We start from the raw sequence: 26543 nt of genomic DNA on the forward strand, positions 1-26543 counted from the left end.
CCCAAATGGCCAAGCCCAAGAAACAGCCCCGCCCCAAGGCCGTAACGCCGAAGGGGTTTCGCGACTATTTTGGCGAGGAAGTCACGCAGCGCACCGAGATGCTGCGGACCATCGCGGGCGTCTATCATCGCTATGGCTTTGACGCTCTGGAAAGCAGCGCGGTCGAAACGGTCGAGGCGCTGGGCAAGTTCCTGCCTGACGTGGATCGCCCGAACGAAGGCGTCTTTGCCTGGCAGGAATTCGATGAGAACGACAAGGGCGATTGGATGGCCCTGCGCTATGACCTGACCGCGCCTCTGGCCCGAGTCTACGCGCAGCACCGCAACGATCTGCCCACACCCTATCGCCGCTATGCGATGGGTCCGGTCTGGCGTAACGAAAAGCCCGGGCCGGGGCGGTTTCGTCAGTTTTATCAATGTGATGCGGATACGGTGGGTACCGCATCAATGGCGGCGGATGCCGAGATTTGCGCCATGTTGTCGGATACGCTGGAAACCGTGGGCATCCCGCGCGGTGACTATCTGGTGCGGGTGAATAATCGCAAGGTACTGAACGGCGTGCTCGAGGCGATGGGTCTGGGCGAAGACGCCGCCGCCCGTGACAGCGTGCTGCGCACCATCGACAAGTTCGATAAGGTGGGCAAAGCAGGCGTGCGCGAATTGCTGACCAAGGGTCGTTTGGACGCGTCAGGTGCCTTCATCGACGGCGTGGGTCTAAGCGATGATCAGGCAGAACCGGTCATCGCCTTCCTGACCTCCAAAGCTGCAGATACCACAGGAACGTTGGCCAATCTGCGTGCCGCCGTGGGCGACAGCCAAATCGGTGCGGATGGCATTGGCGAACTGGAACAGATCGGGACCTTGCTGGAAGCTGGCGGCTATGGCGCGGATCGGATCGAGATTGACCCATCGGTCGTGCGTGGGTTGGGCTATTACACCGGTCCGGTCTATGAGGCCGAGTTGACCTTTGATATCTTTGACGAGAAAGGCCGCAAGCGGCAGTTCGGCTCTGTCGCAGGCGGCGGGCGCTATGACGATCTGGTCAAGCGTTTCACTGGACAGGAAGTGCCAGCGACTGGTGTCTCCATTGGTGTCGACCGCCTGTTGGCTGCTCTGCGCGAAAAGGGACGGATCAGCGCACAGGCCAAGGGGCCGGTGGTTGTCACCGTGATGGATCGCGACCGCATGGCGGATTATCAGGCCATGGTGGCCGAGCTGCGCAATGCAGGTATCCGGGCCGAGGTGTATCTGGGCAACCCCAAGAACTTTGGCAATCAGCTGAAATATGCGGACAAGCGGAACTCACCCATCGCGGTGATCGAAGGCGGCGACGAAAAGGCGAACGGGATCGTGCAGATCAAGGACCTGATCCTTGGTGCCAAGATCGCCGAAAGCGCCACGCTTGAGGAATGGAAAGAACGCCCCAGCCAGTTCGAGGTGCCGCGCGGTGATCTGGTCGCCAAGGTGCGCGAAATTCTGGACAGTCAGGACTGAGCCATGGCCAACCGTACTCAGATACAGGCGCGCGCCGCGATGATGCGCGTGCGTTTCGAGACCGCAGGTGCCCGGGTTGTTGATCCGCCTCTGTTGCAACCGGCTGAAACGTTGCTGGACCTCTATGGGGAAGACATTCGCGCCCGTGCTTACGTGACCTCGGATGCGCTGCATGGTGAACAAATGCTGCGCCCGGATTTTACGCTGCCGGTGGTGCAAATGCACATGTCCGACGGTGCCGAACCGGCGCGCTATACCTATTCGGGAGAGGTGTTTCGGCGGCAGGAACACGATCCGGATCGCGCGAATGAATATATCCAGGTCGGGTATGAGGTGTTTGATCGCACCGATCCGGCCAGTGCCGATGCCGAAGTGTTTTCGCTGTTTGCGCTGCAACTGCGTGGGTTGCCTCTGCGGGCGGCAACCGGGGATATCGGTATCCTGACCGCTGCTGTCCAGGGGCTTAGGACTTCCGACCGGCGCAAGGCGGCCCTGATGCGCCATCTGTGGCGGCCCCGCCGTTTTCGCGTCTTGCTGGACCGTTTCGCTGGGCGCAAGCCGGGGCCTGAAGGACGCAAGACCTTACTCGAGGCTGCTGACCCTTTGGCAACCGACGCGCCTATGATCGGCAAGCGCCGCGCCTCTGAAATTCAGGCACGGATCGAAGCCCTGCGTGAGGATCGTGATACCCCACCGATTTCCGACAACGAACTGGCCGGGTTGGAAACCCTGCTGAACGTCCGAGAAACCATGCCCTTTGCGCTTGAACAGCTGCGCGACGTGGCGGTGGACTTGCCGCAGATCACCCCGGCACTGGACCGGCTTGAGGCGCGGATCGCGGCCTTGCAAGCGCGCGGCGTGGATGTGGACAGGTTGGATTTCGAAGCGTCTTATGGCCGGACCTCGATGGAGTATTATGACGGGTTTGTCTTTGGTTTCTACGCCGAGGGCCGGCCGGATTTGCCACCCATTGCCACTGGGGGGCGCTATGATGCACTGACCCGCCACTTGGGCAAAGGGGCAGAAATCCCCGCAGTTGGCGGCGTGCTGCGCCCGGACCTGATGCTGGAGATTGAGGAGGACGCGCAATGAGCCTGAAACTGGGCGTGCCTTCAAAGGGCCGGTTGATGGAAAAGGCCTTTTCGTGGTTCGAAAAGCGCGGCATCACCCTGTCTCGCAGTGGGTCGGACCGCGAATATGCCGGTAAGGTGGAAGGGATCGAGGGTGTCTCGCTGATCCTGTTATCGGCGGGGGAAATTCCGCGTGAATTGGCTGCTGGTCGCATTCATCTTGGCGTCACCGGAATTGATCTGGTGCATGAAAAACTGCCGCGCTGGGAACAGCAGGTCGAAGAAGTTTCTCCGCTTGGGTTTGGCAAGGCCGATCTGATCATCGCTACGCCAGCCTGCTGGGTCGACGTGGACACGCTTGATGACCTTGACGCGGCGGCGGCGGCTTTTCGCAAGACCCACGGCCACCGCCTGCGGATTGCCACCAAATACCACCGGTTGGTGCGTGAATTTCTGACAGATGCGGGCGTGGCCGATTATACGCTGGTCGACAGCCAGGGGGCGACCGAAGGCACGGTAGTGAATGAAACCGCCGAAGCGATTGCCGATATCACATCAACGGGGGAAACCCTGCGCGCCAACCACCTGAAAATCCTGACAGACGGGTTGATCCTGCAATCGCAAGCAACCCTATGGCGCAGCCGGGTGGCCAAGTATACGGACGAAGACAAGGATGTTCTGACTGAGGTGCTCGACCGTCTGGCCTGATTACAGCACGCCGATATCCGCCAGCGCGCGGTTCAGATCATCGGGCAGGGCATCGTCCTGCGCGCGGGTTTTTGGCAGATCGGCGGGGGTGTCCTCGGGCTTGAGATAACGCCACCCCTGAAAGGGGCGCTTCAGGGCGTTCTGGGTGCGATGAACCTCAGGATCCAGAATAATGGCGCAGCGGCGAATGCCGTCATCCCTGATCACTTCGTCCATACGTAGGATGCGCTGACGGCATTGCACAACGCCTTTGATCACCCAATAGATTGATCCGCCATTCAGAATCTCTGCCTCGCGTTTGGGCCACATGCGTGTCACGTGGCGCGGCAATCTGTCCTCGTACAGAGGCATGCGACTCTCCTGCCATGCGATCAGCGTGTCGACGCTTTCTGATCCGACGGACAGTTTTATGAGGTTTACGTACTTATCCACAGCTTTCCCACAGAGTCGTCCCAAGGCTACCTTTATATTGTAGCCTTCTGCACCGCTTCATCAAGGTGTTGTGGTGAAGGTGCGAATTGGGCTAATCTGGATACCTCTTTCAAGACAGGGAATCACCAATGAGCCGCTTTGCCGCCCCCATCGCCGAGCAGATCTGGGACATGAAATACCGCTTTAAACAGGCGGATGGAACACCCATCGACCAAACGGTTGAAGACAGCTGGCGCCGTATCGCTCGCGATCTGGCCCGCGTGGAACAGGACCCTGCTCATTGGGAAGACAAGTTCTTTGAGGCGTTGGAGGATTTCAAATATCTGCCCGCCGGACGCATCACCGCCGGTGCGGGCACTGCACGCCGGGTGACCCTGTTCAACTGTTTTGTCATGGGAACCATACCAGACAGCATGGGCGGTATTTTCGATATGTTGAAAGAGGCCGCCCTGACCATGCAGCAGGGTGGGGGGATCGGCTATGATTTCTCAACCATTCGTCCGCGTGGGGCGGATGTACACGGGGTGGCGGCGGACGCCTCGGGGCCGCTGAGCTTTATGGATGTGTGGGACGCGATGTGCCGCACGATCATGTCCGCGGGGTCGCGCCGCGGGGCGATGATGGCGACCATGCGCTGCGATCATCCCGATATCGAACAGTTCATCACCGCCAAATCCGACCCGGCCCGTCTGCGCATGTTCAACATGTCGGTTCTGGTGACAGATCCGTTCATGGAGGCAGTCAAGGCCGATGGCCCGTGGGAACTGGTGTTTGATGGCAAGGTCTATCACACCATCCAGGCCCGCGATCTATGGAACAAGATCATGCAGGCCACTTACGACTATGCCGAGCCAGGTGTGATCTTCATCGATCGGATCAATGCGGCCAACAACCTCAGCTATGTCGAGACCATCGCGGCGACGAACCCCTGCGGTGAACAGCCCCTGCCGCCGTATGGCGCCTGTCTGTTGGGCTCGATCAACCTGGCGCGTCTGGTGGCCGGACCGTTCGAGGATGCCGCACATCTCGATGAGGCCGCGCTGCAAGAGCTGGTCGCCACCGCCGTTCGCATGATGGACAATGTGGTCGACGCCTCGAAATTTCCGCTGGCCGAACAAGAGGCTGAGGCGCAAGACAAACGCCGCATTGGTTTGGGTGTCACCGGGCTGGCCGATGCACTGTTGATGCTGGGTCTACGCTATGGCTCTGACGAGGCGGCGCGTCAGACCGAGCGCTGGTTGCACGCAATCGCCCGCGCCGCGTATCTGGCGTCAGTCGATTTGGCAAAGGAAAAGGGGGCGTTTCCCTTGTTCGAAGCCGAGAAATACCTGGCCAGCGGCACAATGCTGCAGATGGATGACGACGTACGCGATGCGATCCGCGAACACGGCATCCGCAACGCGCTGCTGACGTCGATTGCCCCGACGGGGACGATTTCCCTGTACGCGGGCAACGTCTCTTCGGGGATCGAGCCGGTCTTTGCCTATGCGTATACGCGCAAGGTCCTGCAAAAAGATGGCTCGCGCACCGAAGAAGAAGTCGTGGATTACGCCGTTCAGATGTGGCGCGACAAGTTTGGTGATAAGGACCTGCCCGACTATTTCGTCAACGCGCAGACGCTGCCTCCGTCTGATCATGTCAAGATGCAGGCGGCGGCACAGAAATGGATCGACAGCTCGATTTCCAAGACGATCAACTGCCCCGAGGATATCAGCTTTGACGCTTTCAAAGATGTCTACATGCAGGCCTGGGATCAGGGCTGCAAAGGGTGCACGACCTATCGCCCCAACGATGTGACGGGGTCGGTTCTGACCGTATCAGAGAGTGCCGACAAAGCTCCTGGAGAAAGCGCGGATGCGCCGCACGAGGTTGATGGCGGCGATGTCATCTACATGTCCGAACCGCTGGACCGCCCACAATCGCTTGAGGGGTCAACATATAAGTTGAAATGGCCCGACAGCGAGCATGCGATTTACCTGACCATAAATGACATTGTCATTGGCGGCCGCCGTCGTCCGTTCGAGGTATTCATCAACTCCAAGAACATGGAGCATTATGCATGGACGCTTGCGCTGACCCGCATGATCTCGGCCGTGTTCCGTCGGGGCGGCGATGTGTCCTTTGTGGTCGAGGAACTCAAGGCGGTGTTCGACCCGCGTGGCGGGGCCTGGGTGAAAGGCAAATACATCCCCTCGATCCTGGCCGCGATTGGCGGAGTGATCGAGCAGCACCTGATCAATATAGGCTTCCTTGAGGGCGAAGGGATGGGGCTGAAATCCGACCCTCAGGCGCAAGTGGTCAACCTCGACGGCCCCCGCGGCAAAGCCTGCCCGTCCTGCGGTCAGTTCGACATGGTGATGATCGAAGGATGCATGACCTGCCGTAGCTGCGGTCACTCTAAATGCGGGTGATCTGAAGTAGTGGGTTTGTTGTTGATACACCAAGCAATTGAGACCCAAATCAGCGATTTTTTCGCCCAAAGACAAGGTCTTTGTCGCCCAAGTATCAAAATCCCCTTGTTATCATAGGGGCGGGAAAGCGTTTGATTTTCTTAACAGATGTTTTCTCAGCCAGTATCAATAGTACGAAGGTATTGACGTGCGTCTGGCAATAGGGCTGTTTCATTCTATGACGACATCACAGCATATCTTTCTCATACGATTTTTCTGATCTGCCCCTTTTAGGGCCGACCGTTGGCTGCTTCTCAATTCTACTCTTCTTCGCACGTTGTCGGTCGGTTTTTCTCACTGGATAGATGAGGGAACTGCTATGAAGACCATCAAACTCCTACTCGCCACTGATCCCAATTTTGAAAAAGATGCTCTTACGCATCGGTTCACTGAATATTTGACGAAATTGCGCAAAACGCGGCTGGCCAGAGAATTCATCGGAGACGATGAACATTCGGTCGATCTCGGCGGAGATGATTTCGATAAAGCTGCTCGCGAACTATCGGATGGTGTCGCGCTAAATTGAGATGACAAGCGGCGCATCAAAAATCTAGTTCAGCGCATCCCACAACACAGGGCTGACGCCTCAGGTCTTGGGCATCTCTCGGAGAAAGAAATCCAACGACTGCGCCCACTAATGTATGAGGTTCGCTTGGTGGAGCCGAGAGACGAGCACTGGGTGGACGAGACAGTATCTTCTTTACATGAAGAAATGCCGTGGATGTCTGCCGCCACCAAAGAGGGCTGGCACGCGTTGCGGCGCATCTCTAGTACCAAAGATACAATCTCGTTGCCGAAGGACAGGTCCGTGTACATATAGTCGGTGAGAAAGCTCCATTTCCCGTTACTGGCGGCAAAGGCTCCCATATAGGCAAAGTCCAGATTCTCAAGCGCGTCGCCAAACATGAGTGCGCCCTTGATCTGCCCTGAGGGTGTATCGATTGCGGTTTTGGTCTCGGGCGCGAACAGGTAGATCGTTGCCTCGTAGTTCCAGTCAGTATTCTGAGCAGACGCGGGCCCGGATGCCGGCAACTGCCGGCACGATTGCGGTCAAGATCGTTTTTAAAAGGCAGTGCCTTTTGAGCTAACATTTCATTGTGTGCCGGGTGGCTTCAGAGATAGCAGAAGCTGAGCAGCTCAGCGGTCCACTCTGAGGTCCCGGATTCTGGCAAGAGCAGTCACTCGCTATCTCCTTGCAGTGCAGGTTTTCCTTCCAGCTCTGCCTGTGCGGCCAGAAGTGCGGGATGTTCCGGATTGGCTGACAGAGCTTCTGCCACAACCGCGGCGGCAGCAACGCGTCCTTGGGTTGCCGCTGTGATCCTGGCCAGCATCATCCATGCATCCAGCCGTTGCGGATCCAGCCGCACCACCTCGCGGAACGCGGATGTGGCCATGCCCATGTTGCGCATGGTCAGTGCCACACCGCCCAGTTGGAGGTGGGTTTCAGGAAAATCGAGCCGGTTTGCCATGGCATCCTGCCATTCAGCCATGGCGGCTTGCAGCTCTCTGGCGGTTCCATTCTGGAGGCCGTTCTCCGTATCACCCAGCATCGCGCGGGCAGCGGCCATGCGCACATTGCGGGCAGGGTCGGCAAAGACATCGGCCAGGCGCTTGCCCCTTTCCTGAAGCGGTGCAAGGCGCTGCAGAGAGGCCGCGGCAGCGCGGACAAGCGGATCCCGGTCCCGCAGCAGGTCTGTCAGCCTAGCGGCGAACAGCGGGTCGTTGGACTGCTCCAAAAGCCAGAGCGCAGTGGCCCGCACGATGCCCGGCTGGCTGGTATTCTGCGCCAGCGCTGTCAAGTCGCCAGCGGCCGCTGCCGCATCGGCACGCCCCCGCGCCAGCACCTCCCCGTAATGCCGGCCACGGTTTCTGTCGTCTGGATACCAAGCGGAAATCTGTGCAGCTGCCCAGGCTGCGTCCTGGCCGCGGTGGCAGGCGGTGCAGGCATCCGGTGCTCCCGTCACCGGCGAAAGGTCCGGCCGGGGAATGCGGAAGGAGTGATCGGCGCGCCAGTCGTTGCCCATGTAGACGCGTTCTGGCATGTGGCAGGACTGGCACTTCGCTCCGGCGCTGTTTTCCGGGTGGAAGTGATGTGCAGGGCTGTCGTAGTCCGCTGCTGTGAGTGTTGGGAAGTCCGGATTGCCCGCCGGGCTGTGGCATTGGGTGCAAAGGCCGTTGCCTTCTGCCTTCAGGTCCAGACTGTGTGCGCCGTGGCAATTCAGGCAAGTCACGCCCCGAGCGTGCATCTTAGATTGCAGAAAGGAGCCGTAGACATAGACCTCGTCCTGGATCTGCCCGTCCGCGTGGTAAAGTCCTGGGCGCAATAGTGCGAGCGTATAGGCATCATGAAAACGCGTGCCTGGCACCGGGTTGCCGTCCAAGTTGGCTTCGCGTCTGGAATGGCACGTCGCGCATTGTTCGACTGCCTGCCGAGGATCGGCGAAATCCACAGGAAATCCATGGTTTGCGGGCGGCGGTGTCCTTGTCGTTTCCCATGTATCAGCCCAATCAACATGGTCCTTTCCCGGTCCGTGGCAAGCCTCGCAGCCAACGCCTATTTCGACCTGGGTTGATGCATAGCTTAAACGGCGTGCGTCGTAGTTTTTGCGGAACCCGGTGGCGTGGCACTCCGCACAGCGCGCATTCCAGGTCTTGTAGGGACCCGTCCAATGCAGACCATCCAACGGAGGTAGGGTCTGGTCCGGATAAAGGTGGAACCACTTCCCCTCTTCGGTGTCCCAGACCACGTCAAAACTCTGCAGCTGCCCCGGTTCGGTCTCGAGAAGATATTGCTGCAGCGGTTCGATCCCCGCAACCGAATGCACTTTGTATTCCGCATGCGATCCATCCTTTTCGATCACCTCGACGTAGTATCCGCCCTCAGCTCCTGTCTGAAACCGGGCGGTCATACCGTCATGGTGAAAGGCCGTTCCGCCGAAGTCACCTGCGACCGTCTCCTGCGACGGCGTTGTCCAGGCCTGAGCGTGATGCGATCCTGCCCAGCCTGCGGCACTGTCCTTATGGCAACCGGTGCAACGATCCGACCCCAAGTAGCCGTCAAGGCTCTGGGCCATCGCTGGCAGACCCAGCAGCAAGAGAAGGATCAAGACTACAATCTGCATTTTCAGAGGGCCATCCGATTTTCTGGGTCGTTCATGGACAGGGATGGTGCAGGGCTTCATTCGCGGCTCGGCCAGATCCGCTCCCAATCACGGGCCATGTCGATTACCAGCCAACCGCGGCTGGCTGCTTCATCAAGTCCGCGTGCAAGCTGCCCGATATGGCTTTCACGGCCGTAAGCGTATTCGCGTTCGCTGTCAGTATGGTGCAGCAGGATGCCCAGCCGCGCACCATCGCCCGCAGTAGTCCACTCAAGCATCTGGAAGTCTCCATCGGAATTTCCCACTGCGATCACCGGCCGGCGCCCGATGCGGGCCTCGATAGCAACGGGCTTACCTGCCTTGTCGTCGATGAAGAATAAACCGGGGTCCTTCATCACCCGCGGCGGTCCGTCCCCGGCGGAATAACTGCCATTTCCGATGGATCCGATGACCTGCTCGGGCGGAATGTTATAGGCACTTTCAGAGAACACCCGGATGAAATGCAGGCCGCCGCCTGAGGCGATGTAGGTACGGAAGCCTTCATCGCGTAGATAGGTCAAGAGCTCCAGCATGGGTTGATAGACCATTTGGTCATAGGCCAGGCCTGTGCCGGAATGCCTGGCCGTGTCCAGCCAGCTGCGCACGGCCGCTTGGAACTCGTCCACCGTCAGGCCGGAGTGGGTGGTGGAGACGATTTCCAAGAGTCCCTCAGTGCCCGAGGCGGCCACTGTCTCCATGTCGCCTTCGACTGCGGCCCGCAGCACGTCAGACGTGAGCACCCCGGGATCAGCGGCAGCCATTTCTTTCAATCGGTCGATGGCAAATAGCAGTTGAAAGTAGACCGGCTGTTCTGCCCAGAGCGTGCCGTCATTGTCGAAGGTCGCAATACGCGCGGCCGGGGTGACATAATCAGGTGAATCCGGGTCCGTTATGCCTTCGACAAACGCAATGATCCGATCCTTGGTGGCCGTATCCGTCCAAGACGGCAAAGGGTCAGCGAGCGGAGCTGATGCAAACAGAATTGTCAAAGGAATTGAAATTAGCAGAGCACGCATAGGGACAACCTCCGCAAATGCAGGGAAAGGGATGCCGAGGCAACCGGAAAATTAGGCGCCCCGACGGAATTCTCCGTCGGGACGAAGTGGGATGAGTCTACTGCGAGCCGCCCGGCTGCGACAGCTTCTCCATTACCTTGTCGAGGCTGAACGAAGCCGCCTCCTGCCGTGGCGGGTATTCTTCGAAGGTTGCCAGGAACTGCCCAACATAAGCCTGGGCCGGCACCAGCATGAAGGCGTGGTCCATCAGCCAGTCGTAATAGGTGTTCGACGTCCGGTAACCGCGTTCATAAGGGTCGCGGCGCAGGTTGAAGATCAGCGGCACGCGCAGCGGCGTCAGCGGTTCCATCCAGGCCCGGAGAGTTCCCCAGGCCTTCTGCTCGAGGAAGGTGATCTTCCAGTTGTTGAGCCGGATCGCCGCGAGGTCGCCGTCGTCAGTGAAGTAGAAGATCTCATTACGCGGGCTCTTGTCCGTGTCACCCTTGAGCATTGGCAATAGGTTGTAGCCGTCGAGATGGACGCGATACTCGCGGCCTGCCATTTCCGGAACGGTGATGCCTTCGAGCAAATCTTCCTTGATGGTTTCATTGCCTGCAGCGGCCAGGAATGTTGGCAGCCAATCCATGTGATGCACGATCTCGTTCGAGATCGTTCCGGGCGCGATATTACTGGGCCAGCGGACCATAGCAGGCACCCGCCAGGCGCCTTCCCACTGGGTGTTCTTCTCGCCCCAGAACGGGGTCATTCCGGCATCCGGCCATGTGTTCATATGGACGCCGTTATCAGTGGAATAGAACACGATGGTGTTATCGGCGATGCCGAGCTCGTCAAGCTTTTCGAGGAACTTGCCGATATCCATGTCGTGTTCGATCATGCCGGCAGTGTATTCATCAGCTTTTTCCCCATTGTATAACTCATCCGCGAGCGCGCGGTTCTCTTCGCTGACGTGGGTACGGAAATGCATCCGTGTGCCGCTCCACCACAGGAACCAAGGGGTGCCGGCGTTGGTCTGTTCCTCCATCCAGGCAATTGCAGCATCTGATGTCTCGTCGTCCACAATCTCCATCCGCTTCCGGGTCAGAGCCCCGGTATCCTCGATATTCTGCGTGATTTCATTTTCGCCGTAGGTCGCGGTCACGTTCAAAACACCACGCGGACCGAACCGTTCAAGGAACGTCGTGCCGTCTGCGAACACCATATCCTTCGGGTAGTCCTCGTTTTCCGGCTCTTCTTCGGCGTTCAGATGGTAGAGATTTCCGAAAAACACATCGAAACCGTGGTTCGTCGGAAGGTGTTCATCCCGGTCTCCCAGATGGTTCTTGCCGAATTGACCGGTGGCATAGCCTTCGGCTTTGAGGAGGCCGGCAATGGTGGGATCTTCGATCTGCATACCTTCCTTGGCACCGGGCAGGCCGACCTTGGAAAGGCCGGTGCGGAAGACCGACTGGCCCATGATAAAGGATGACCGGCCAGCCGTGCAGGATTGTTCACCGTAGTAGTCGGTGAAGATCATACCTTCTCTGGCAACCCGGTCGATATTCGGCGTTTGATAACCCATCAACCCCATTGTGTATGCGGAGATATTGGACTGGCCGATGTCGTCGCCCCAAATGACGAGAACGTTCGGCTTGCCGCCCGCGCTGCCTTCTTGGGCAAGCGCCGGCGCAATCCCAATGCTTAAAATCAGGAACCCGGCCGCGACGGCCCTGTTCAAATACGAAACTGGCATAATCGGTCACTCCCTCACATTCGCTAACAGTGAAACTTGAGTTGGTCGCAGACAAGCACCAAGCGAGAGGCTTTGCTCGCCTTTGTCCGCCCGTAGAACATTTCGAGTGGGATCAACTATCCATAAGTTGAATGTATGGCGCAACACTTTCTTTTTTTTGGGCAATCTTTCGGTTGTCGGCCATTGTGTCTAGGCCGTTGCGGACCGGCACGTCATCAGGAACTGCCATGGCCTAGCCATGGCCTGCAAGCGGAGTCCTTGGCGCACAAGCCGGAGGCCCACGCGCACAGCAGGCTTTCCGATCATCTTTGTCGATGAAAGTCAGGACACAGACCCGGCCTTTGTGGATGCGCTCCGCGAAGTGGCGCAGGCGGTTTCACTAGGCTTCTGTCTCGGCTTCTATGGCGATCCGGTGCAGAAAATTTACATGCAAGGTGCCGGACAAATTCCGCCTGAAGAGGGATGGGAGATGTCTGACGTCAGCGCCAACCCGACGTTGACGTATTACAATATCATCGAATGCTGCGTTTGCTTCGATGGCCGCTATGAGCCGATTGTGTTGAAAAACTCGAATATCTGACGGCTGCATTTTTCCGCCAGAATCCGTTACGGCGGCTAAATTGAAACCCTGTGCTTGGTAGGGGCCCTGAGAGCCGCGGACATTGTCAACGCGAGTTCCCCCTCGACGAATTCTCGGAAAGGCCTCCTGCAGGCAAGTATTTCACCCATCTTCACGAAAATCGGAGTTTTTCAACACGATCAGCCCAGTCTGCACTAAGGTGAGATGCACCAACCTAGAGACCGGGTTGTTGGAGCGAACATTCATAGGGCAGCGTCTACGCGTAAGTCTGCACAGGACTAAGACGTTTGGCAATCAACAGATAGTCCACGGCACTTGCGGGGTCCCCCGCAAACTGGAGATAGAAATCCATGAAGAGGTTAGCCTCGTATCCGTTAGGTTCGAGGATAAGTGACTGATGCACAGCGTCGACGGCTGCATTTGCGTCGCCGCTGGCGACATATACGCCTCCCAGAGCAATGTGCCCGCACGCAAAATCCCTTTCGAGCGTCATCCGAATGCCGTGACGGGCGACTAAACTTCTGAAAGTGGCGCATCCTTCCAGTAGCCCGAATGGCAGATTTCGGGATCAGCCGAGAAGATCGAACCTTTGGCTCAACTGCAGCTTTGGGCCGTTACTTTGACGATGGAACCATCCAAAGAACGATGCAATGTCTGGCTGTGTGTCCGGCTAACCAACTTTTACGACCATCTTTCCAAAGTTTCCCCCGGCCAGCAGTTGATTGAATGCTTCCGGAGCATTTTCAAGCCCCTCAACCACATGTTCCTTGTAGCTTATTGAACCGTTTTTGAGCCAAGCCGTCATATCGCGGACAAACTCCTGATACACGTCGGCACCAAAGTTGTCGAAGATTATGAAACCCTGCATTCTGACTTTCATCCGCAGGATCGTGCCCATGATCGCAGGGCCCATATCCGGGCCGTCCGGTAGGCCGGGCAGGTTGTACCAGGATACAATCCCGCAGACGGGCACCCGTGCAAACGGGTTCAAGAGCGGCAATACGGCATAGAGAACTTTGCCGCCAACGTTTTCGAAATACACGTCAATTCCACTTGGACAAGCCTCGCGCAGTTGCGCTGCCAGATCATCAGATCGATGGTCCAAACATGCGTCAAATCCAAGGTTTTCGACTACATGAGCACATTTTTCAGAACCGCCTGCGATGCCCACTACGCGACATCCTTTTAGCTTTGCGATCTGACCGACTGTTGCGCCTACCGGGCCGGCTGCGGCAGCCACAACAACTGTTTCACCGGCTTTTGGCTCCCCGATTTTCAGAAGCCCGGCATAAGCCGTGTAGCCTGGCATTCCGAGAATTCCGAGCGACCAAGACGGGTTGTCCGGAGATTTACCCAACTTAACGACCTGCGTTCCGTCTGAGACAGCAAAATCCTGCCACCCGCTTGTATTGAGCACATACTCTCCGACTTCGTATCCTTCGATGTTGGATTTGACCACCTGCCCGACGACCTGCGCCGTCATAACACCGCCAATCGGAACGGGTTCGGCATAGGATTTTGCGTCATTCATTCGGCCACGCATGTAAGGATCCAACGACAGGTACACCGTACGTACCAGCATTTCGTCTGGTCCAGGTTCAGGAACGCTCGTGGTTTCCAGGCGCAATGTATTCTCGTCCGGTTGTCCGGTTGGGCGATTGGCGAGAACAATACGACGATTGGTGGCGGATGCTTGGGGCATTGTGACCTCTCATAAGACGGCTTTCTTGCAACAGAGACCAAATTCCGCTGCAGAGCAACACGACAGCACCAACGAGTTCGAAAAACCTATAGACGTGGCCCAATCACGCACGATCTGCGCATTGAAATGCCCAAACGCTCATGGAAACGCCCTGCTAAAAAGTAATCAAACCCGACCCTAGGTTCGTCTTCCATTCACCTCTCGACTGAGGTTCTGGTTCCTTCAAGAATCTCGAAATGGAGGGGTCTCCGAGTCTTGCTTTGCAGGTCTGAAGCCTGCTCATGGGGCTGACCAGAAGCCAGGACATAAAAGACTTCAATCGTGACCAAGTCACAGCCGCACAATTTACTGTCGATGGTCATATCGAAGAGAGCGAGATCGCGTTGGTGAGCTGCAAGCGCACGCAGCGTCTCAAATGCAGCGCGAGTGGAGGATCTGGTGCCGCTGTTCAGCGGAAAGGATAACCATTCATGCAGACCGTGGCGGCGATTAGTGGTCGAATTTACAGGTCGCAGGACAAAGCCAACTGTTGTCTCTATTGACCAAATGACTGGTTTTGGCCCAAGCAGTTAGGTCAGATCTGTGGGCTTTTCCGAATGCCATCATTCGTTGCTTTGTATCAAAAGCAATTCTCGCAATAGTGATAGCTGGCCAACAATCACCAAGTAATTCGTATTGGCGACATCGCCCAGACCATTGTGGCCTCTTTGTCAGTCCGGTTGCGGAACCGATGCGCGATCATTGAAGGGTAGGAAAAGCTGTCGCCTTTGCGAAGAACTATGATTTCTTCACCAAGGCGCAGCTCCACTTCGCCACTCAAGACGATCGCATGTTGCTCGCCCTCGAAAGAATAACCTTCCTGGGGTTCAGGCGGTGTACCGGCTCCTGGGCGGAACCGTGACAGGATCAGATAGCATTGTCCGGATAGTGTGCTGGATAGCAGTTCGTCTTCGAATCCCAACTCCTGGGTTGTTCGCGTGTACATGTTGGAAAGCGCCCTGCGATTTTCTTTGCGTACGACATGTTTGCGTTCCAATGGTCCGACACCCGATTGCTTGGGAAAGAACCAGTTGGGATCGACCGAGAGCGCTTCACTGATCTCTCGCAGAAGCTCCGCCGATGCTTTTGCTGATCCCAGCTCGATCCGGCTCAGATACGCCGTCGAGCAGGATACCGTTTCCGAAAGGTCTTGTAACGTCAGGCCACGCGCCTTGCGCACTTCGCGGATTTCGCTGCCAAGCCGTTGAGTGTCAGTATCAGTAACGTTGCTATTCATGCATTCGGGATAAGAGATTTTTGTTGATTTTTCGAGTAAAATTCAACTTAGTTGAAAATTGGGTTATAATTCAACTTACCACATCTGTCCGGGAGATCGCTATGCGCTTTGATTTGATTGCCAATTTCAGTCCTGGTGAGACGATTCCCTGGACCCGGACACTGGAGATGATCCTCGAACAATGTTCGCTGGCAGAGCAGGCTGGATTCACGACCGCCTGGTTCACAGAACATCACTTTGCCCATAACGGCTATATGAACGCACCGCCCAACCCGATCCAGATGGGTACGCATGTGGCTGCTCATTGCAAAAAACTGCGGGTTGGAACTGCACCCATTATCTTGCCGGACTGGCACCCATTGCGCGTGGCCGAAGACGCGGCGATGCTGGATAACATGTCGCTGGGCCGGTTCGATTTTGGTGTCGCCAAGGGCATCAATGAGCGCTCGACCATCCAGTTCAACTCGGATGCGGATCGGCGCGACAACGCCAAGGTGATGCGCCTCTATCAAGAGAGCCTGGATATTATTCTGAAGGCGTGGACCAACGACGCCTTCACCCATCAAGGTGAGTTCTATGAGTTCCCAGTTCCAGGCTGGAAAGAAACCAACCGTTTTTTTGAACCGCTGGACCCGCGCTATCACGACGAGAATGGCGAGTATAAAGCGATATACGTGCATCCACGCCCGTATTCTGATCCGCACCCGCCGGTCTGGCTCATGTCGAATGCGCCTCCCACATTCAAGCTTGCTGGTGAAAAAGGGTGGGGTGTGATCTCGATGGCCGCTGGACCCAAGGCGACACTGGCCTGCTGGGAACCCTACCGCGAGGCGCTGTCCAAACGTGAAGGGCGCGATGTGAAACCAGGAGAAGGCGTTGGCGTCTGCACGGCGTTCTATGTCGGTGAAAGCATGGAGGAGGCGGTGAACACCATTCGTGGCCCGATCAATGCCTATTACGAATTCCTCGGCGGGTCGCGCCCCAAGGGCGAGTGGACAAAACATGGCTATCTTGATGTCGGTGAAGAGATGACTTCTGAGGACGAAGAGATGGATTGGTTCGATTTCCTCAATAAACGCGGGATCATTGTGGTTGGTGACGCCGAATATGTAGCGGATCGTTTTGCCGAGCGGCAGGAAACCATCGGCCTCGACCACCTCATGTTGATGCAGCAATACACTGGCGTTCCCTACGAGAAAATCCTGTCCAGTTGGCATCGACTGTTTGAGCATGTCGTTCCAAAATTCGGGACACAATCCATCGCGCAGAAAAGGATGTTGGAGCATGCTTGAAATTTGGGGGCGGCCCTATTCATCAAACGTTATTCCGGTGATTTGGACAGCCAATGAGTTGGGATTGGACTATACGCTGCAACTGGCCGGGGGCAGCTTTGGCAAGCTCGACACTGATTTGTACGCGCAGATCAATCCCAACAAAATGATCCCGACGATCCGCGATGGAGATTTCGCGCTTTGGGAAAGCCTCGCCATTGTGCGGTATCTCTGCGACCGGTACGGCGCGGGTACGTTTAGTCCCTCTGACCTACAGACCCGCGCCATCGCGGATCAATGGATGGAGTGGTCTGCCAGCCGCGCTTTCGGGCCGGTGATTTACCTGTTTTTTGCAACTGTACGCACCCAATTCGAACAACGGGACCAGGAACAGATCGCCAAACTTCGCGATGAGGCGCATGAAGCGCTGACCATTCTGGATCAGCACCTTGCGGATAAGGCCTATGTCTGTGGCGACAGCTTTACCATGGCGGATATTCCGCTGGGTTGCGTGGCGTATCGCTATTTCAATGTCGAGGTCGACCGCCCACCGTTGCCCAATGTCGAAGCGTGGTATGAACGATTGGCAGAACGCCCCGCATACCGGGGTCACGTCATGCGCCATTTTGGCACAAACCCGGATGAGTGGGCCGCCCTTGAAAAGGCCTGCGTCAGCGAGGGAGTTCTGTGATGGACCTGCGTGACTTTCGCCGTGCGCTTGGCGCTTTTCCGACAGGGGTCACAATCGTGGCCACTTATGACCCCGAGGGCATGCCATGGGGCCTGACCGCCAACTCCTTCACCTCGGTCTCACTCGAGCCGCCTGTGATCTCTGTCTGTGTCGCAAAATCGGGTCGCGTGTTCCCGACGCTGTCCAGGTCTGATCATTTCGCGGTCAACATCCTTTCCGCGGATCAGAAAGCTCTGGCGTTGCATTTTGCCAGCAATGTGGAAAACCGGTTTGCCGATACGGAATGGACTCCTGGGGCCAAGACGCCTTTGGTCCCCGGTGCATCTGCGCATCTGGAATGCACCGTGCACAACCGGGTTGATGCGGGTGATCATGAAATCCTCTTAGGACGTGTCGTGAACTATGCCCATGCACCCGTTCCTCCGCTGGTCTTTTGTCGCGGCGCGTTCTTTTCCGCGCCCCAATCGGAGGCAGTATCATGAGTGATCACCTGACTTTCCACACCCGGTTCAGCCCTGACGAATTCGACGCGCAGTACAATTTGCGGGCTGGGCGGCCGGACTATGAAGTGACCGTCATTCCCGGGTGGAGCCGCGACAGCGCGCACGCGCGTGCAACATCCGATTGCAGCCTAGATATCCGCTATGGAGAAGGTGAAAAACAAAAGCTGGATGTCTTCCGCTGCGCGGACACCGCCGCACCGACATTGGTCTATTTCCACGGCGGCTATTGGCAGCGTGGCGACAAATCGATCTACAGCTTCATTGCGCCGCCGTTTGTTGAGGCGGGGTTCAATGTTGTTGTCATCGGATACGATCTTTGCCCGTCTGTGACCATCACGAGAATTTCAGAAGAAGCGCGTGAGGCCATGTCCTTTGTCTGGCGCAACGCGGGCGCATTGGGCATCAATCCAGACCGTCTCTGCGTTATGGGCCATTCCGCTGGCGGCCATATTACCCAGATGATGATGGCGACCGATTGGCCGGCATTTGACGATGACTTGCCAACAGACCTGATTAAATCTGGCATTCCGGTCTCACCGCTCAGCTATCTTGAGCCGGTCCGCCTGACCGAGGCTTTGAATGCGGGCATCCAAATGGATCCGGCAGAAGCCCAGGCCGAAAGCCCGATGACCAAGCACCCTCCGGGTACCAATGCCCCTCAGCTGGTCGTCGTCGGCGGCGCGGAAACCGATGAGTTCCACAGGCAGGCACGAATGTATGTCGAAAAATACGAAACAGCAGACCGCAAGATGGGTCTCTATTTCGTGCCCGATGTGGATCACTTTGACGAACTGAATGTGCTGGTCGACCCGGCGAGCACATTCTTCAAACACACTTGCGATATGCTTCAAGGAAAAGGACCAAAATCATGACCGCTTTGACCCGAGACCTAGTCGACTCTGTCGGTGACGCGTTTAACGCCAATGACATCGATGCCGTAATGAGACACTTCGCAACCGACGCTACATTTGATCACGCTGTTGGCCCCGAAGAACATGGCGTGCGTCTGGAAGGAGCCGAAACCATTCGTGGTGCTTTTGCAGCCCTGTTTGAAAAGGTCGCGAATGTGCATTGGGAAACGCTCGACTGCGCTATTTCCGGCAACAAGGCTTATTGCGAATATCGCCGTACAGCCGTGCACAAGGATGGTTCAAAAGAAGAGTTTCTAAGCGTTGACATCCTAACCTACCGAGACGGGCTGATTGTCCATAAAGATACGTATTACAAGCAACGTACAAGCTGACCCGACAGCCTTTGATGCAGCCAAGCACGCAGCAGTTTTGTAAGAGGGAACCTATCTCGCTTTGACAAACCGCTGCGTCGGCAATCAAGCTCCGTTTCGCGCAATCCGTTATTGCGTAATGAAAAGATGCGCAAACAGCTAAGGCCCAAACTTGGCATTACCAATGGGAACAAGGATCGGTTCGAGGAACTGCACAGGATTGTCGAAGAGAGTGAGAAGAAGCGCTTTACCATCATCGGATGATGGAAAGCTGATCAGAGCTGCTCAGGGGCACGCTGAAGATGTAGATTTCTAACTAGATCCTGAGACGCCATCGGAAGCACTGCATCACCGTATTCAGCTCTTAGCTTAAAAGTACCGGTGTCACAGTAAAGGGGGCGAGAGGTCACATAGCCTCCAAGGTATGCGCGAGGCCATTTCGAATGTGGTCTTCCAATAACCTCTTTGCCGTGTTCGCGTCTCTGGCCAATGCTGCATCGAACATACCCTTATGCTCCTTGATGGCCTCTTCGCCACGATTGGTCAGCACGAGCATCTGATAACGTAAGTATTTGTCGTAGATGATCGAGTGCAGCGACAGAAGATTTTTGGAGTTGCAGGCCGCGATCATCGCTTGGTGGAACTCCCAATCATAACGTTTCCAGGTTTCTTTCTCGGATTCGTCGCCCTTGAGAAGTTGCCGTTCTATCAGGTGCAGTTTGTGATGCGCGGCAACGAGGTTGCCTTCCCAATCCGTGTCGCCGTTCGCAATGGACAACTCCAACGCGTGGCATTCCAACAGGACACGCAGCTCTGATATTTCGGTCAGGTCTTCTCGGGAGACCGGCGCAACCAGGAATCCCCGTTGTTCGGGAGCTTCGACAAACCCATCGCTGGCAAGCCTGTTTAGGGTTTCACGAAGTGTCGAAAGGCTCGCCGCATAGCGTTCCTTCAATGCGTCCAGCTTCAGTTTGGAACCGGGTTGCAGCGCCCCGAAGATGATATCCCGCTTGATGCGCTGATAGGTGCTTGCACCTATCGTAGACGGCTGTTTCGCCATGCGTTTCACCCGATATTCTCAGTTTCTTCGTTCAATTAGCATTTTTAGGAGACATCAGCAATCCCAACTGATGTATGGTAAAAATAAAAATATCATACATTATTGCGGAATCGCGAAAACCCCAATACCTTCATGTCCAAATTGAGCAATGTAGCTCAGTCGCAAATGTCGGTTTCGGGATTTTTCGAACCATCCGGAAGGAAGCAAAAGTGTCTAAGAACTTTCGCATTGCCATTGTTGGCATTGGCCTTGTTGGACGCCGCCACGCAGACGCTATCCGGGCGTTGCGCCATGTTGACCTTGTTGCGGTCGTCGATCCCAGTGACGAAGGCCGTGCTTACGCCGTTGAGCACGGGGTGGCATGCTACGAGACCCTTGAGGAGATGTTTGCAACTCAGACGCCGGACGGCGCTGTGCTTGCGACCCCTACGACGCTTCATGTCGAACAAGGCCTTACATGTGTGCGACATGGGTGTCCTGTTCTCGTCGAAAAACCGATCGCCGTGGAAGCTGCCGCAGCACTGGAGCTTGTCCAGGAAGCGGAGAGGGCCAATGTGCCACTGATGGTCGGACATCATCGTCGGCATAACCCCCTGATCAAGTCAGCCAAAGAAGCTATTGTTGATGGGAGGATTGGGGATGTTCGTGCTGTCCACGCGAATTGCTGGTTCTATAAGCCCGACGAATATTTTGATGCCGCGCCCTGGCGAAAGAAACCCGGTGCAGGACCCATTTCGGTCAATCTTGTCCATGATGTGGACCTTCTGCGGTATCTGGCCGGAGAGGTCGTGACAGTACAGGCGCAGTCGGCTTCATCGCAACGCGGTTATGACAACGAAGATGTCGCCGGGGCGCTGTTGACGTTTGAAAGCGGAGCGATTGGGACCATAAGCGTGTCCGACAGCATCGTCGCCCCGTGGAGCTGGGAGATGACGTCTCAGGAATATCCAATCTATCCGTCGACAGCGGAGAGTAGCTACATGATCGGTGGTTCTCATGGGTCGTTGTCCGTACCTGATCTTCGACTATGGAACTACCAAAGTGATCATCGGGATTGGTGGACGCCAATCTCATCAACCGTGTTGAAGAAGGGTGCATCTGATCCGCTGGTCAATCAACTCAGGCACTTTGTTGAAGTTGCTCGGCACGAAGCAGATCCGATTGTGTCCGGATGGGAAGGTTTCAGAACACTTCAAGTCATTGAAGCTATACAGAATTCCTGCAGAATGGGCGAGAAGGTCAGGATAAAAAGCCTGCTAAATACGCCAAAGGCAAATGTATCAGTAGTATAAAATATCTGATATTTTGTAAAAAATCTTGCAAAATGTCCAAAATAGGTCAAAACTCTGAATCGCAAAAAAGAAGCTTCATGATGTCTCAGGGAGGAGCAAAGTGATTACCAAACTTACCCGTAGGGCTGCAGTATCAGCCCTGGTCGCAACCGGTGTTCTGTTTAGCGCAACAAGTGGTGCGCTGGCGGAAGACAAAGTGCAACTTCGCCTCGCAACATCAGGATCGGAGACCGACCAGCGCTCGGTCGCCATGGCAGATGTCTTCGCGCCAATGGTTGCCGAGTTCGCAAATTATGAGCCCAGCTATAACGGCACAATCTTTGCACAGGGCACCGAACTTGACGCCATCAGCCGGGGCAACCTGGAAATGTCGATTACCTCGGCGCAGGAACTCGCGCAGTTCTTCCCCGAGTTTTCGATCTTTACTGCTGGCTATGTCCACCAGGACGCCGCGCATCAGGTGGCTGTCTTTACCGATCCCTTGATGGATGCGTTCAAGCAAAAGGCTGAGGAAGAGCTGGGTGTTAAACTCCTGTCGGTTATGTATCTGGGCCGACGTCAGGTGAACCTGCGCCAGCCCAAAGATGAACTGACCGTGACGACACCAGCGGACTTGGACGGCGTGAATCTTCGGATGCCGGGCACAGACGCATGGCAATTTCTAGGCAAGGCTCTGGGTGCAGCCCCGACGCCAATGGCCTTCTCAGAGGTTTACACCGCTCTATCGACAGGTGCGGTTGACGGTCAGGACAACCCACTGCCGACCGTGGTGGACGCCAAGTTCTATGAAGTGACCAATCAGATCGTTCTAACGTCGCATCTGGTGGACCTTAACTATATCGCCATTGGCAAGGGTGTCTGGGACGGGCTGACACCGGAACAGCAGGCTAAAGTTCAGGAAGCCGCAGACGCAGCCGCGGAATCTGGTCGCCAAAAGCAGCTTCAGAAAGAAGAGGACCTTGTCAGCTTCCTGAAAGAGCAAGGGATGGAGATTTACGAACCTGATCTCGCTGCGTTCCGCAATCAGGTACAGTCCATGTATCTGGACAGCGAATTCGCTGACTCTTGGCCCGAGGGGGTTCTGGATCGGATTAACGCTCTGGGCAACTAAGTCCAGCAAGACAAGAGAGGGAGAACCGCAATGAAGGCCTTTATCAAGGGGTTCTCCCGACTGACCGAAGCGATTGCCGGCGGGATGCTGGCGGCAATCTTCCTGATCTTCCTTCTGCAAATTCTCTTGCGGTATTTTTTTACACCCGCCGGTTGGACGCTAGAATTGATCGGCATTCTTTGGGTCTGGGTGATCTTCTTCAGCTGCGCCTTTATCGTGCGCGAACGGGATCATGTGAAGTTCGACATCATCTATCTTTCGGTGCCGACGCGCGTTCGCCAGATCTTTGCAATGCTGGCGGCCGCAGCGATTGTGATCGGGATGCTCTATAGCTTCCTGCCGACCTGGGACTACATCGACTGGATGAAAATCCGCAAGACAGCGACTGTCCGCAATCCGTTCTCGGGCGAGAAGATACCGTTGCGCACTGTGTTTTCGATATATGCGGTATTCATGCTGGTCGTAGCAGCGCGATACGCGTGGTTATTCTTCGACGTCTTGCGCAATGGCCCTCCAAAAACAGAGTTGGAACTGGTCGTTGGGTACAACGTGGTTGACGATCATCCCCGTGTCGACGTCGTAGACGACGAGGAAGCTAATAAATGAGTATCGAACTTCTTTCCTGCCTGCTCGCTCTTTTTCTTCTGGCGGGCATTGGGACACCTATTGGGTATTCCATCCTCTTAGCCTCATTGGTGTATTTAGGCACGGCCGGACTGGATGTCGCCCTAGCGGGCGAGAAGATCCTACAAGGCTTCTACAAAAGCACGATCCTGCTTGCCGTGCCTTTGTTCATTGTCGCCGCCAATATCATGAATGCGGGGTCGATCACGGATCGACTGCTGAACTTCTGCGTTGCGGCGGTCGGGCGTTTCAAGGGTGGCCTCGGACACGTAAACGTAGTGGCATCTCTGATCTTTTCCGGCATGTCCGGCTCTGCTGTCGCGGATGCGGCGGGAATTGGTAAAATCATCATTGAGATGATGACCAAAGATGGCCGCTATAGCCGAGGCTATGCAGCCGCAATCACGGCTGCCTCGGCAACAATCGGCCCTATCATTCCGCCCTCAATCCCGATGGTATTGTACGCGCTTGTTTCCAAGGCCTCTATCGGTTCGTTATTTCTGGCCGGTATTCTGCCGGGACTGATAATGGGCGTCGTCCTCATGGCGATGAACTATTATCTGGCCGGAAAGCGGAACTTTGCCTTGGAAGAACCTGTTCCGTTGCGCGAATTGCCCGCCAAAACCGCCAATGCGTTTCCTGCGCTGCTAATGCCCGCCATCCTGCTCTATGGCATCTACGGGGGTGTCACGACACCGACCGAGGCCGCGGCCGTGGCCGCACTCTATGCCCTGCTGCTGGCAGGGTTCTTCTATCGCGCCTTGTCGTTCCGTGGCCTTTATCAGGTCTTCGTTGACAGCGCCCGTTCTTCTGCAGCGGTTGGAGTTGTCATTGGTGGCGCGTTCATTTTGAACTTCATCGTGATTCAGGAGCAAATCCCACAGTCTATCTCGGCGCTGCTGGAAGGTTCGGATGTCAGTCCGATCGTCTTCTTGATCCTCGTCAACTTGCTGATCCTTGCCCTGGGGTGCGTTTTGGACGCGACAACGATCATTCTGGTGATTGTGCCCTTGTTCATCCCCACTTGCGAAGCGCTTGGTATTGATCTGGTGCATTTCGGTGTGCTGGTCGTCGTGAATTCGATGATCGGTCTGATCACGCCGCCCTACGGGATTCTGCTGTTCGTAATTAATGCTGTTTCGGATATTCCACTGCGTGAAATCATTTCCGAGATTTGGGCCTTCTTGGCGGTGTTGATTTTCGCCTTGGTGATCATGATGCTGATGCCCGATCTGGTTCTGTGGTTGCCGCGTATGTTTGGGTATCAGGGGTAATGTGTCTCTCGGTTTCGACAACGTCGATCCCCGGTGATCTGGCCGAAAAACTAAGTGCAATCGCTGACGCGGGCTTTAGCGGTGTCGAGTTGCATGAACCGGATTTGACCGCTTTTGACGGGCCACCATCGCGAATTCGGGACATTGCATCAGATCTCGGACTAAAGATTTGTCTGCTGCAACCCTTCCATAACCTTGAAGGCCAGGCCGACAGCGAGCGGGATCGTGCCTTTGATCGGCTGAAGCGCAAACTCGATCTGATGAGCGAGTTGGGAACGGATCTGCTGCTAATTGGCTCTGCATTCGAAGTGGACCCTGCTGCCACCGAGGATCAGGTGATCTCAGACCTCAGCGAAGCGACCGAGATTGCAAAAGGGATAGGGCTTCGCTTGGCCTATATGGGTTTGCCGTGGTCCGATCTCATTCGCTCGGACGAACAGGCTTTGCGCGTCGTCGAGGCGATTGACAGCCCTTACTTTGGACTGGCTTTAAACTCTTTCTTCTCGCTCGCTGACGGTTCCAAACCCGCCCGCCTTAGGGACATTCCCGGAGAGCGATTGTTCCATGTGCAACTGTCCGATGCGCCCCGGCTTGAGATGGATATTCGCAGACTCAAAAGGCACTTCGGGCTTCTACCTGGGCTTGGATCGCTTAACCTAACAGGCTTCGTGCGCGTGCTGGCCAGGGCAGGATACATAGGACCCTGGTCTATCGCCCGTGTGAACGAAGTGGCGGCACAGCCCGGTGCCCGAACACTGGCCCGGGACAGCTATAGGTCCCTGGTCAACCTTTTGGACGAGGTATCACGGACCGAGCCGAAAGCAGACTTTGGAACCCCAAACCTGCCAGAACGCGTTTATGCGTCCGGCTTCGAATTCGTAGAGTTTGCAGCCGATGAAACAAGCGGGGCACAACTGGCAGACTTGCTGTCAGCAATGTGTTTTCGAATGGAGCGAAAGCACGTCACCAAGTCTGTCGAATTGTGGCGGCAAGGCGCGATCAACATCGTTGTGAATACCGAAAAAGAAGGCTTTGCCCATTCGGCGTTTCTGGGCCATGGCCCATCGGTCTGTGACATGGGATTGCGTGTCAAAGATGCGGATCAGACGGTTCAACGTGCAACCGCGCTGGGCGCCCCGAATTTCTTACAACCGGTGGGAACAGGAGAGCTGGATATCCCTGCAATCCGTGGTGTTGGTGGCAACGTCGTTCATTTCATCGATGAGAAATCCGATCTGCATCGGGTTTGGGATATCGAATTCGAACCGGTTGTCAAAACCAAAGCCATGCAACCCGCCGGATTGCGCCGTATCGACCATCTGGCACAGACAATGCGCCACGATGAAATGCAAAGCTGGCTGCTGTATTACATCTCGACCTTCGACATGGCAAAGTCGCCAATCGTGAACGTGGCCGACCCGTCGGGCGTCGTGCAAAGCCAGGCCATCGAAAGCCCCGAAGGCGAAGTGCGTCTGAACTTGAACGGGGCCGTCGGTCGCCGAACGCTGGCGGCATCGTTCCTTGAAGAAGGCTTTGGGGCAGGCGTTCAACATATCGCCTTCCAGTCCGACGATATTTTTGAAACCTCTGCTCAACTGCTTAAGTCTGGTTTCCCCAGCCTGACTATTCCAGAAAACTACTATGCTGATCTGCAGGCGACTTTTGGGGTGAGTGACGAACTGATCACCCAACTGCATGGGGGCAATATCCTCTATGATCGCGCGGGGGGAGCAGAGTATTTTCAGATCTATAGCCGTCCCGTTTTCAACGGTTTTTTCTTTGAAATCGTTGAACGCCGCGCTGGTTATGCAGGTTTTGGCGCGCGCAACGCCCCTATTCGCCTCGCCGCGCAAAGGAAAACTCAGGCGGCGAAAGAGGTGCAAACGCCATGAGCGCGCT

At 56.1% G+C, this 26543-nt stretch carries 25 protein-coding genes; 16 read left to right on the forward strand and 9 right to left on the reverse strand.

The features are described from left to right. Window positions 1-5 precede the first annotated feature (5 nt). Genes hisS through hisG form a run of 3 tightly spaced genes read left to right on the forward strand, consistent with a single transcriptional unit; the run spans window position 6 to window position 3271 of the window. Window positions 6-1493 carry a histidine--tRNA ligase gene (gene hisS / locus AC2FJ5_RS08510; RefSeq protein ID WP_496793087.1) on the forward strand — a complete coding sequence of 496 codons (1488 nt, stop codon included), beginning with the start codon at window positions 6-8 and terminating at the stop codon, window positions 1491-1493. Between the two features lie 3 nt (window positions 1494-1496). Then, window positions 1497-2585, forward strand: coding sequence for an ATP phosphoribosyltransferase regulatory subunit (locus tag AC2FJ5_RS08515; RefSeq protein WP_496690531.1), 1089 nt, complete (start codon window positions 1497-1499; stop codon window positions 2583-2585). Continuing rightward, window positions 2582-3271 carry an ATP phosphoribosyltransferase gene (hisG, locus tag AC2FJ5_RS08520; RefSeq protein ID WP_496793089.1) on the forward strand — a complete coding sequence of 230 codons (690 nt, stop codon included), beginning with the start codon at window positions 2582-2584 and terminating at the stop codon, window positions 3269-3271. Before AC2FJ5_RS08515 ends, hisG begins: the two co-directional genes overlap by 4 nt. Here hisG and AC2FJ5_RS08525 read toward each other — a convergent pair whose 3' ends face one another. Then, entirely contained in the window at window positions 3272-3703 is a 432-nt protein-coding gene (locus tag AC2FJ5_RS08525; RefSeq protein ID WP_496793090.1) for a DUF1489 family protein, read from the reverse strand. Between the two features lie 128 nt (window positions 3704-3831). Here AC2FJ5_RS08525 and AC2FJ5_RS08530 point away from each other — a divergent pair, with 128 nt between their 5' ends. After that, a complete protein-coding gene (locus AC2FJ5_RS08530; protein ID WP_142638886.1) occupies window positions 3832-6114 on the forward strand; it encodes an adenosylcobalamin-dependent ribonucleoside-diphosphate reductase in 2283 nt (760 codons plus the stop codon). A gap of 358 nt (window positions 6115-6472) precedes the next feature. After that, window positions 6473-6679 carry a hypothetical protein gene (locus AC2FJ5_RS08535; RefSeq protein ID WP_496701124.1) on the forward strand — a complete coding sequence of 69 codons (207 nt, stop codon included), beginning with the start codon at window positions 6473-6475 and terminating at the stop codon, window positions 6677-6679. Between the two features lie 29 nt (window positions 6680-6708). Here AC2FJ5_RS08535 and AC2FJ5_RS08540 read toward each other — a convergent pair whose 3' ends face one another. The 4 genes from AC2FJ5_RS08540 to AC2FJ5_RS08555 form a co-directional block, all read right to left on the reverse strand. Then, complete coding sequence (locus AC2FJ5_RS08540) at window positions 6709-7185, reverse strand: hypothetical protein (protein ID WP_496793092.1); 477 nt, start codon at window positions 7183-7185, stop codon at window positions 6709-6711. Between the two features lie 146 nt (window positions 7186-7331). Next, the gene (locus AC2FJ5_RS08545) at window positions 7332-9275 is read right to left on the reverse strand and encodes a multiheme c-type cytochrome (protein WP_496793093.1); all 1944 of its coding nucleotides are present in this window, start codon (window positions 9273-9275) and stop codon (window positions 7332-7334) included. A gap of 56 nt (window positions 9276-9331) precedes the next feature. Beyond that, window positions 9332-10309 (reverse strand): HAD family hydrolase, encoded by a 978-nt coding sequence (locus AC2FJ5_RS08550; RefSeq protein ID WP_281973651.1) that lies wholly within the window; start codon window positions 10307-10309, stop codon window positions 9332-9334. Between the two features lie 97 nt (window positions 10310-10406). After that, entirely contained in the window at window positions 10407-12038 is a 1632-nt protein-coding gene (locus AC2FJ5_RS08555) for an arylsulfatase (protein ID WP_142638882.1), read from the reverse strand. Window positions 12039-12381: 343 nt separating this feature from the next. Here AC2FJ5_RS08555 and AC2FJ5_RS08560 point away from each other — a divergent pair, with 343 nt between their 5' ends. Beyond that, window positions 12382-12618 (forward strand): hypothetical protein, encoded by a 237-nt coding sequence (locus AC2FJ5_RS08560; RefSeq protein ID WP_496793094.1) that lies wholly within the window; start codon window positions 12382-12384, stop codon window positions 12616-12618. Between the two features lie 256 nt (window positions 12619-12874). On the opposite strand, the gene AC2FJ5_RS08565 is transcribed toward AC2FJ5_RS08560, so the two are convergent. From AC2FJ5_RS08565 to AC2FJ5_RS08575, 3 genes are all read right to left on the reverse strand, one after another. Then, a complete protein-coding gene (locus AC2FJ5_RS08565) occupies window positions 12875-13111 on the reverse strand; it encodes a tetratricopeptide repeat protein (protein WP_496793095.1) in 237 nt (78 codons plus the stop codon). A gap of 177 nt (window positions 13112-13288) precedes the next feature. After that, window positions 13289-14320, reverse strand: coding sequence for an NADPH-dependent curcumin/dihydrocurcumin reductase (curA, locus tag AC2FJ5_RS08570; protein ID WP_281973653.1), 1032 nt, complete (start codon window positions 14318-14320; stop codon window positions 13289-13291). A gap of 658 nt (window positions 14321-14978) precedes the next feature. Continuing rightward, a complete protein-coding gene (locus tag AC2FJ5_RS08575; protein WP_496692294.1) occupies window positions 14979-15596 on the reverse strand; it encodes a helix-turn-helix domain-containing protein in 618 nt (205 codons plus the stop codon). A gap of 101 nt (window positions 15597-15697) precedes the next feature. On the opposite strand from AC2FJ5_RS08575, the gene AC2FJ5_RS08580 reads away from it, so the two are divergent. From AC2FJ5_RS08580 to AC2FJ5_RS08600, 5 genes are read left to right on the forward strand one after another with little or no spacing between them, the layout of a single operon-like run. Then, window positions 15698-16888, forward strand: coding sequence for an LLM class flavin-dependent oxidoreductase (locus tag AC2FJ5_RS08580; RefSeq protein WP_496789250.1), 1191 nt, complete (start codon window positions 15698-15700; stop codon window positions 16886-16888). Then, entirely contained in the window at window positions 16881-17558 is a 678-nt protein-coding gene (locus AC2FJ5_RS08585; protein WP_496793096.1) for a glutathione S-transferase family protein, read from the forward strand. The genes AC2FJ5_RS08580 and AC2FJ5_RS08585 overlap by 8 nt, the downstream gene beginning before the upstream one ends. Continuing rightward, complete coding sequence (locus AC2FJ5_RS08590) at window positions 17558-18040, forward strand: flavin reductase family protein (RefSeq protein WP_281973656.1); 483 nt, start codon at window positions 17558-17560, stop codon at window positions 18038-18040. Before AC2FJ5_RS08585 ends, AC2FJ5_RS08590 begins: the two co-directional genes overlap by 1 nt. Beyond that, window positions 18037-18933 (forward strand): alpha/beta hydrolase, encoded by an 897-nt coding sequence (locus AC2FJ5_RS08595; protein ID WP_496696866.1) that lies wholly within the window; start codon window positions 18037-18039, stop codon window positions 18931-18933. The genes AC2FJ5_RS08590 and AC2FJ5_RS08595 overlap by 4 nt, the downstream gene beginning before the upstream one ends. Then, window positions 18930-19304 (forward strand): nuclear transport factor 2 family protein, encoded by a 375-nt coding sequence (locus AC2FJ5_RS08600; RefSeq protein ID WP_271952617.1) that lies wholly within the window; start codon window positions 18930-18932, stop codon window positions 19302-19304. The genes AC2FJ5_RS08595 and AC2FJ5_RS08600 overlap by 4 nt, the downstream gene beginning before the upstream one ends. Before the next feature lie 385 nt (window positions 19305-19689). Here the strand turns inward: AC2FJ5_RS08600 and AC2FJ5_RS08605 are convergent, their stop codons facing one another. Continuing rightward, window positions 19690-20343, reverse strand: coding sequence for a GntR family transcriptional regulator (locus AC2FJ5_RS08605; RefSeq protein ID WP_496692299.1), 654 nt, complete (start codon window positions 20341-20343; stop codon window positions 19690-19692). Window positions 20344-20417: 74 nt separating this feature from the next. Between AC2FJ5_RS08605 and AC2FJ5_RS08610 the strand changes: the two genes are divergently transcribed. From AC2FJ5_RS08610 to AC2FJ5_RS08630, 5 genes are all read left to right on the forward strand, one after another. After that, on the forward strand, window positions 20418-21635 hold the full coding sequence (locus tag AC2FJ5_RS08610; RefSeq protein ID WP_496793097.1) for a Gfo/Idh/MocA family protein: 1218 nt from the start codon (window positions 20418-20420) through the stop codon (window positions 21633-21635). A 100-nt stretch (window positions 21636-21735) separates the two neighbouring features. Beyond that, window positions 21736-22746, forward strand: a complete 1011-nt coding sequence (dctP, locus tag AC2FJ5_RS08615) for a TRAP transporter substrate-binding protein DctP (RefSeq protein WP_496705418.1) — start codon at window positions 21736-21738, stop codon at window positions 22744-22746. 30 nt (window positions 22747-22776) lie between these two features. Then, window positions 22777-23352 (forward strand): TRAP transporter small permease, encoded by a 576-nt coding sequence (locus AC2FJ5_RS08620; protein WP_496692302.1) that lies wholly within the window; start codon window positions 22777-22779, stop codon window positions 23350-23352. Then, window positions 23349-24644 carry a TRAP transporter large permease gene (locus tag AC2FJ5_RS08625; RefSeq protein WP_496705417.1) on the forward strand — a complete coding sequence of 432 codons (1296 nt, stop codon included), beginning with the start codon at window positions 23349-23351 and terminating at the stop codon, window positions 24642-24644. The genes AC2FJ5_RS08620 and AC2FJ5_RS08625 overlap by 4 nt, the downstream gene beginning before the upstream one ends. Continuing rightward, window positions 24644-26536, forward strand: coding sequence for a bifunctional sugar phosphate isomerase/epimerase/4-hydroxyphenylpyruvate dioxygenase family protein (locus AC2FJ5_RS08630; protein ID WP_496793098.1), 1893 nt, complete (start codon window positions 24644-24646; stop codon window positions 26534-26536). The genes AC2FJ5_RS08625 and AC2FJ5_RS08630 overlap by 1 nt, the downstream gene beginning before the upstream one ends. The last annotated feature ends 7 nt before the right edge of the window (window positions 26537-26543 follow it).

The sequence above is a fragment of the Ruegeria sp. CDSA221 genome (assembly GCF_059611825.1).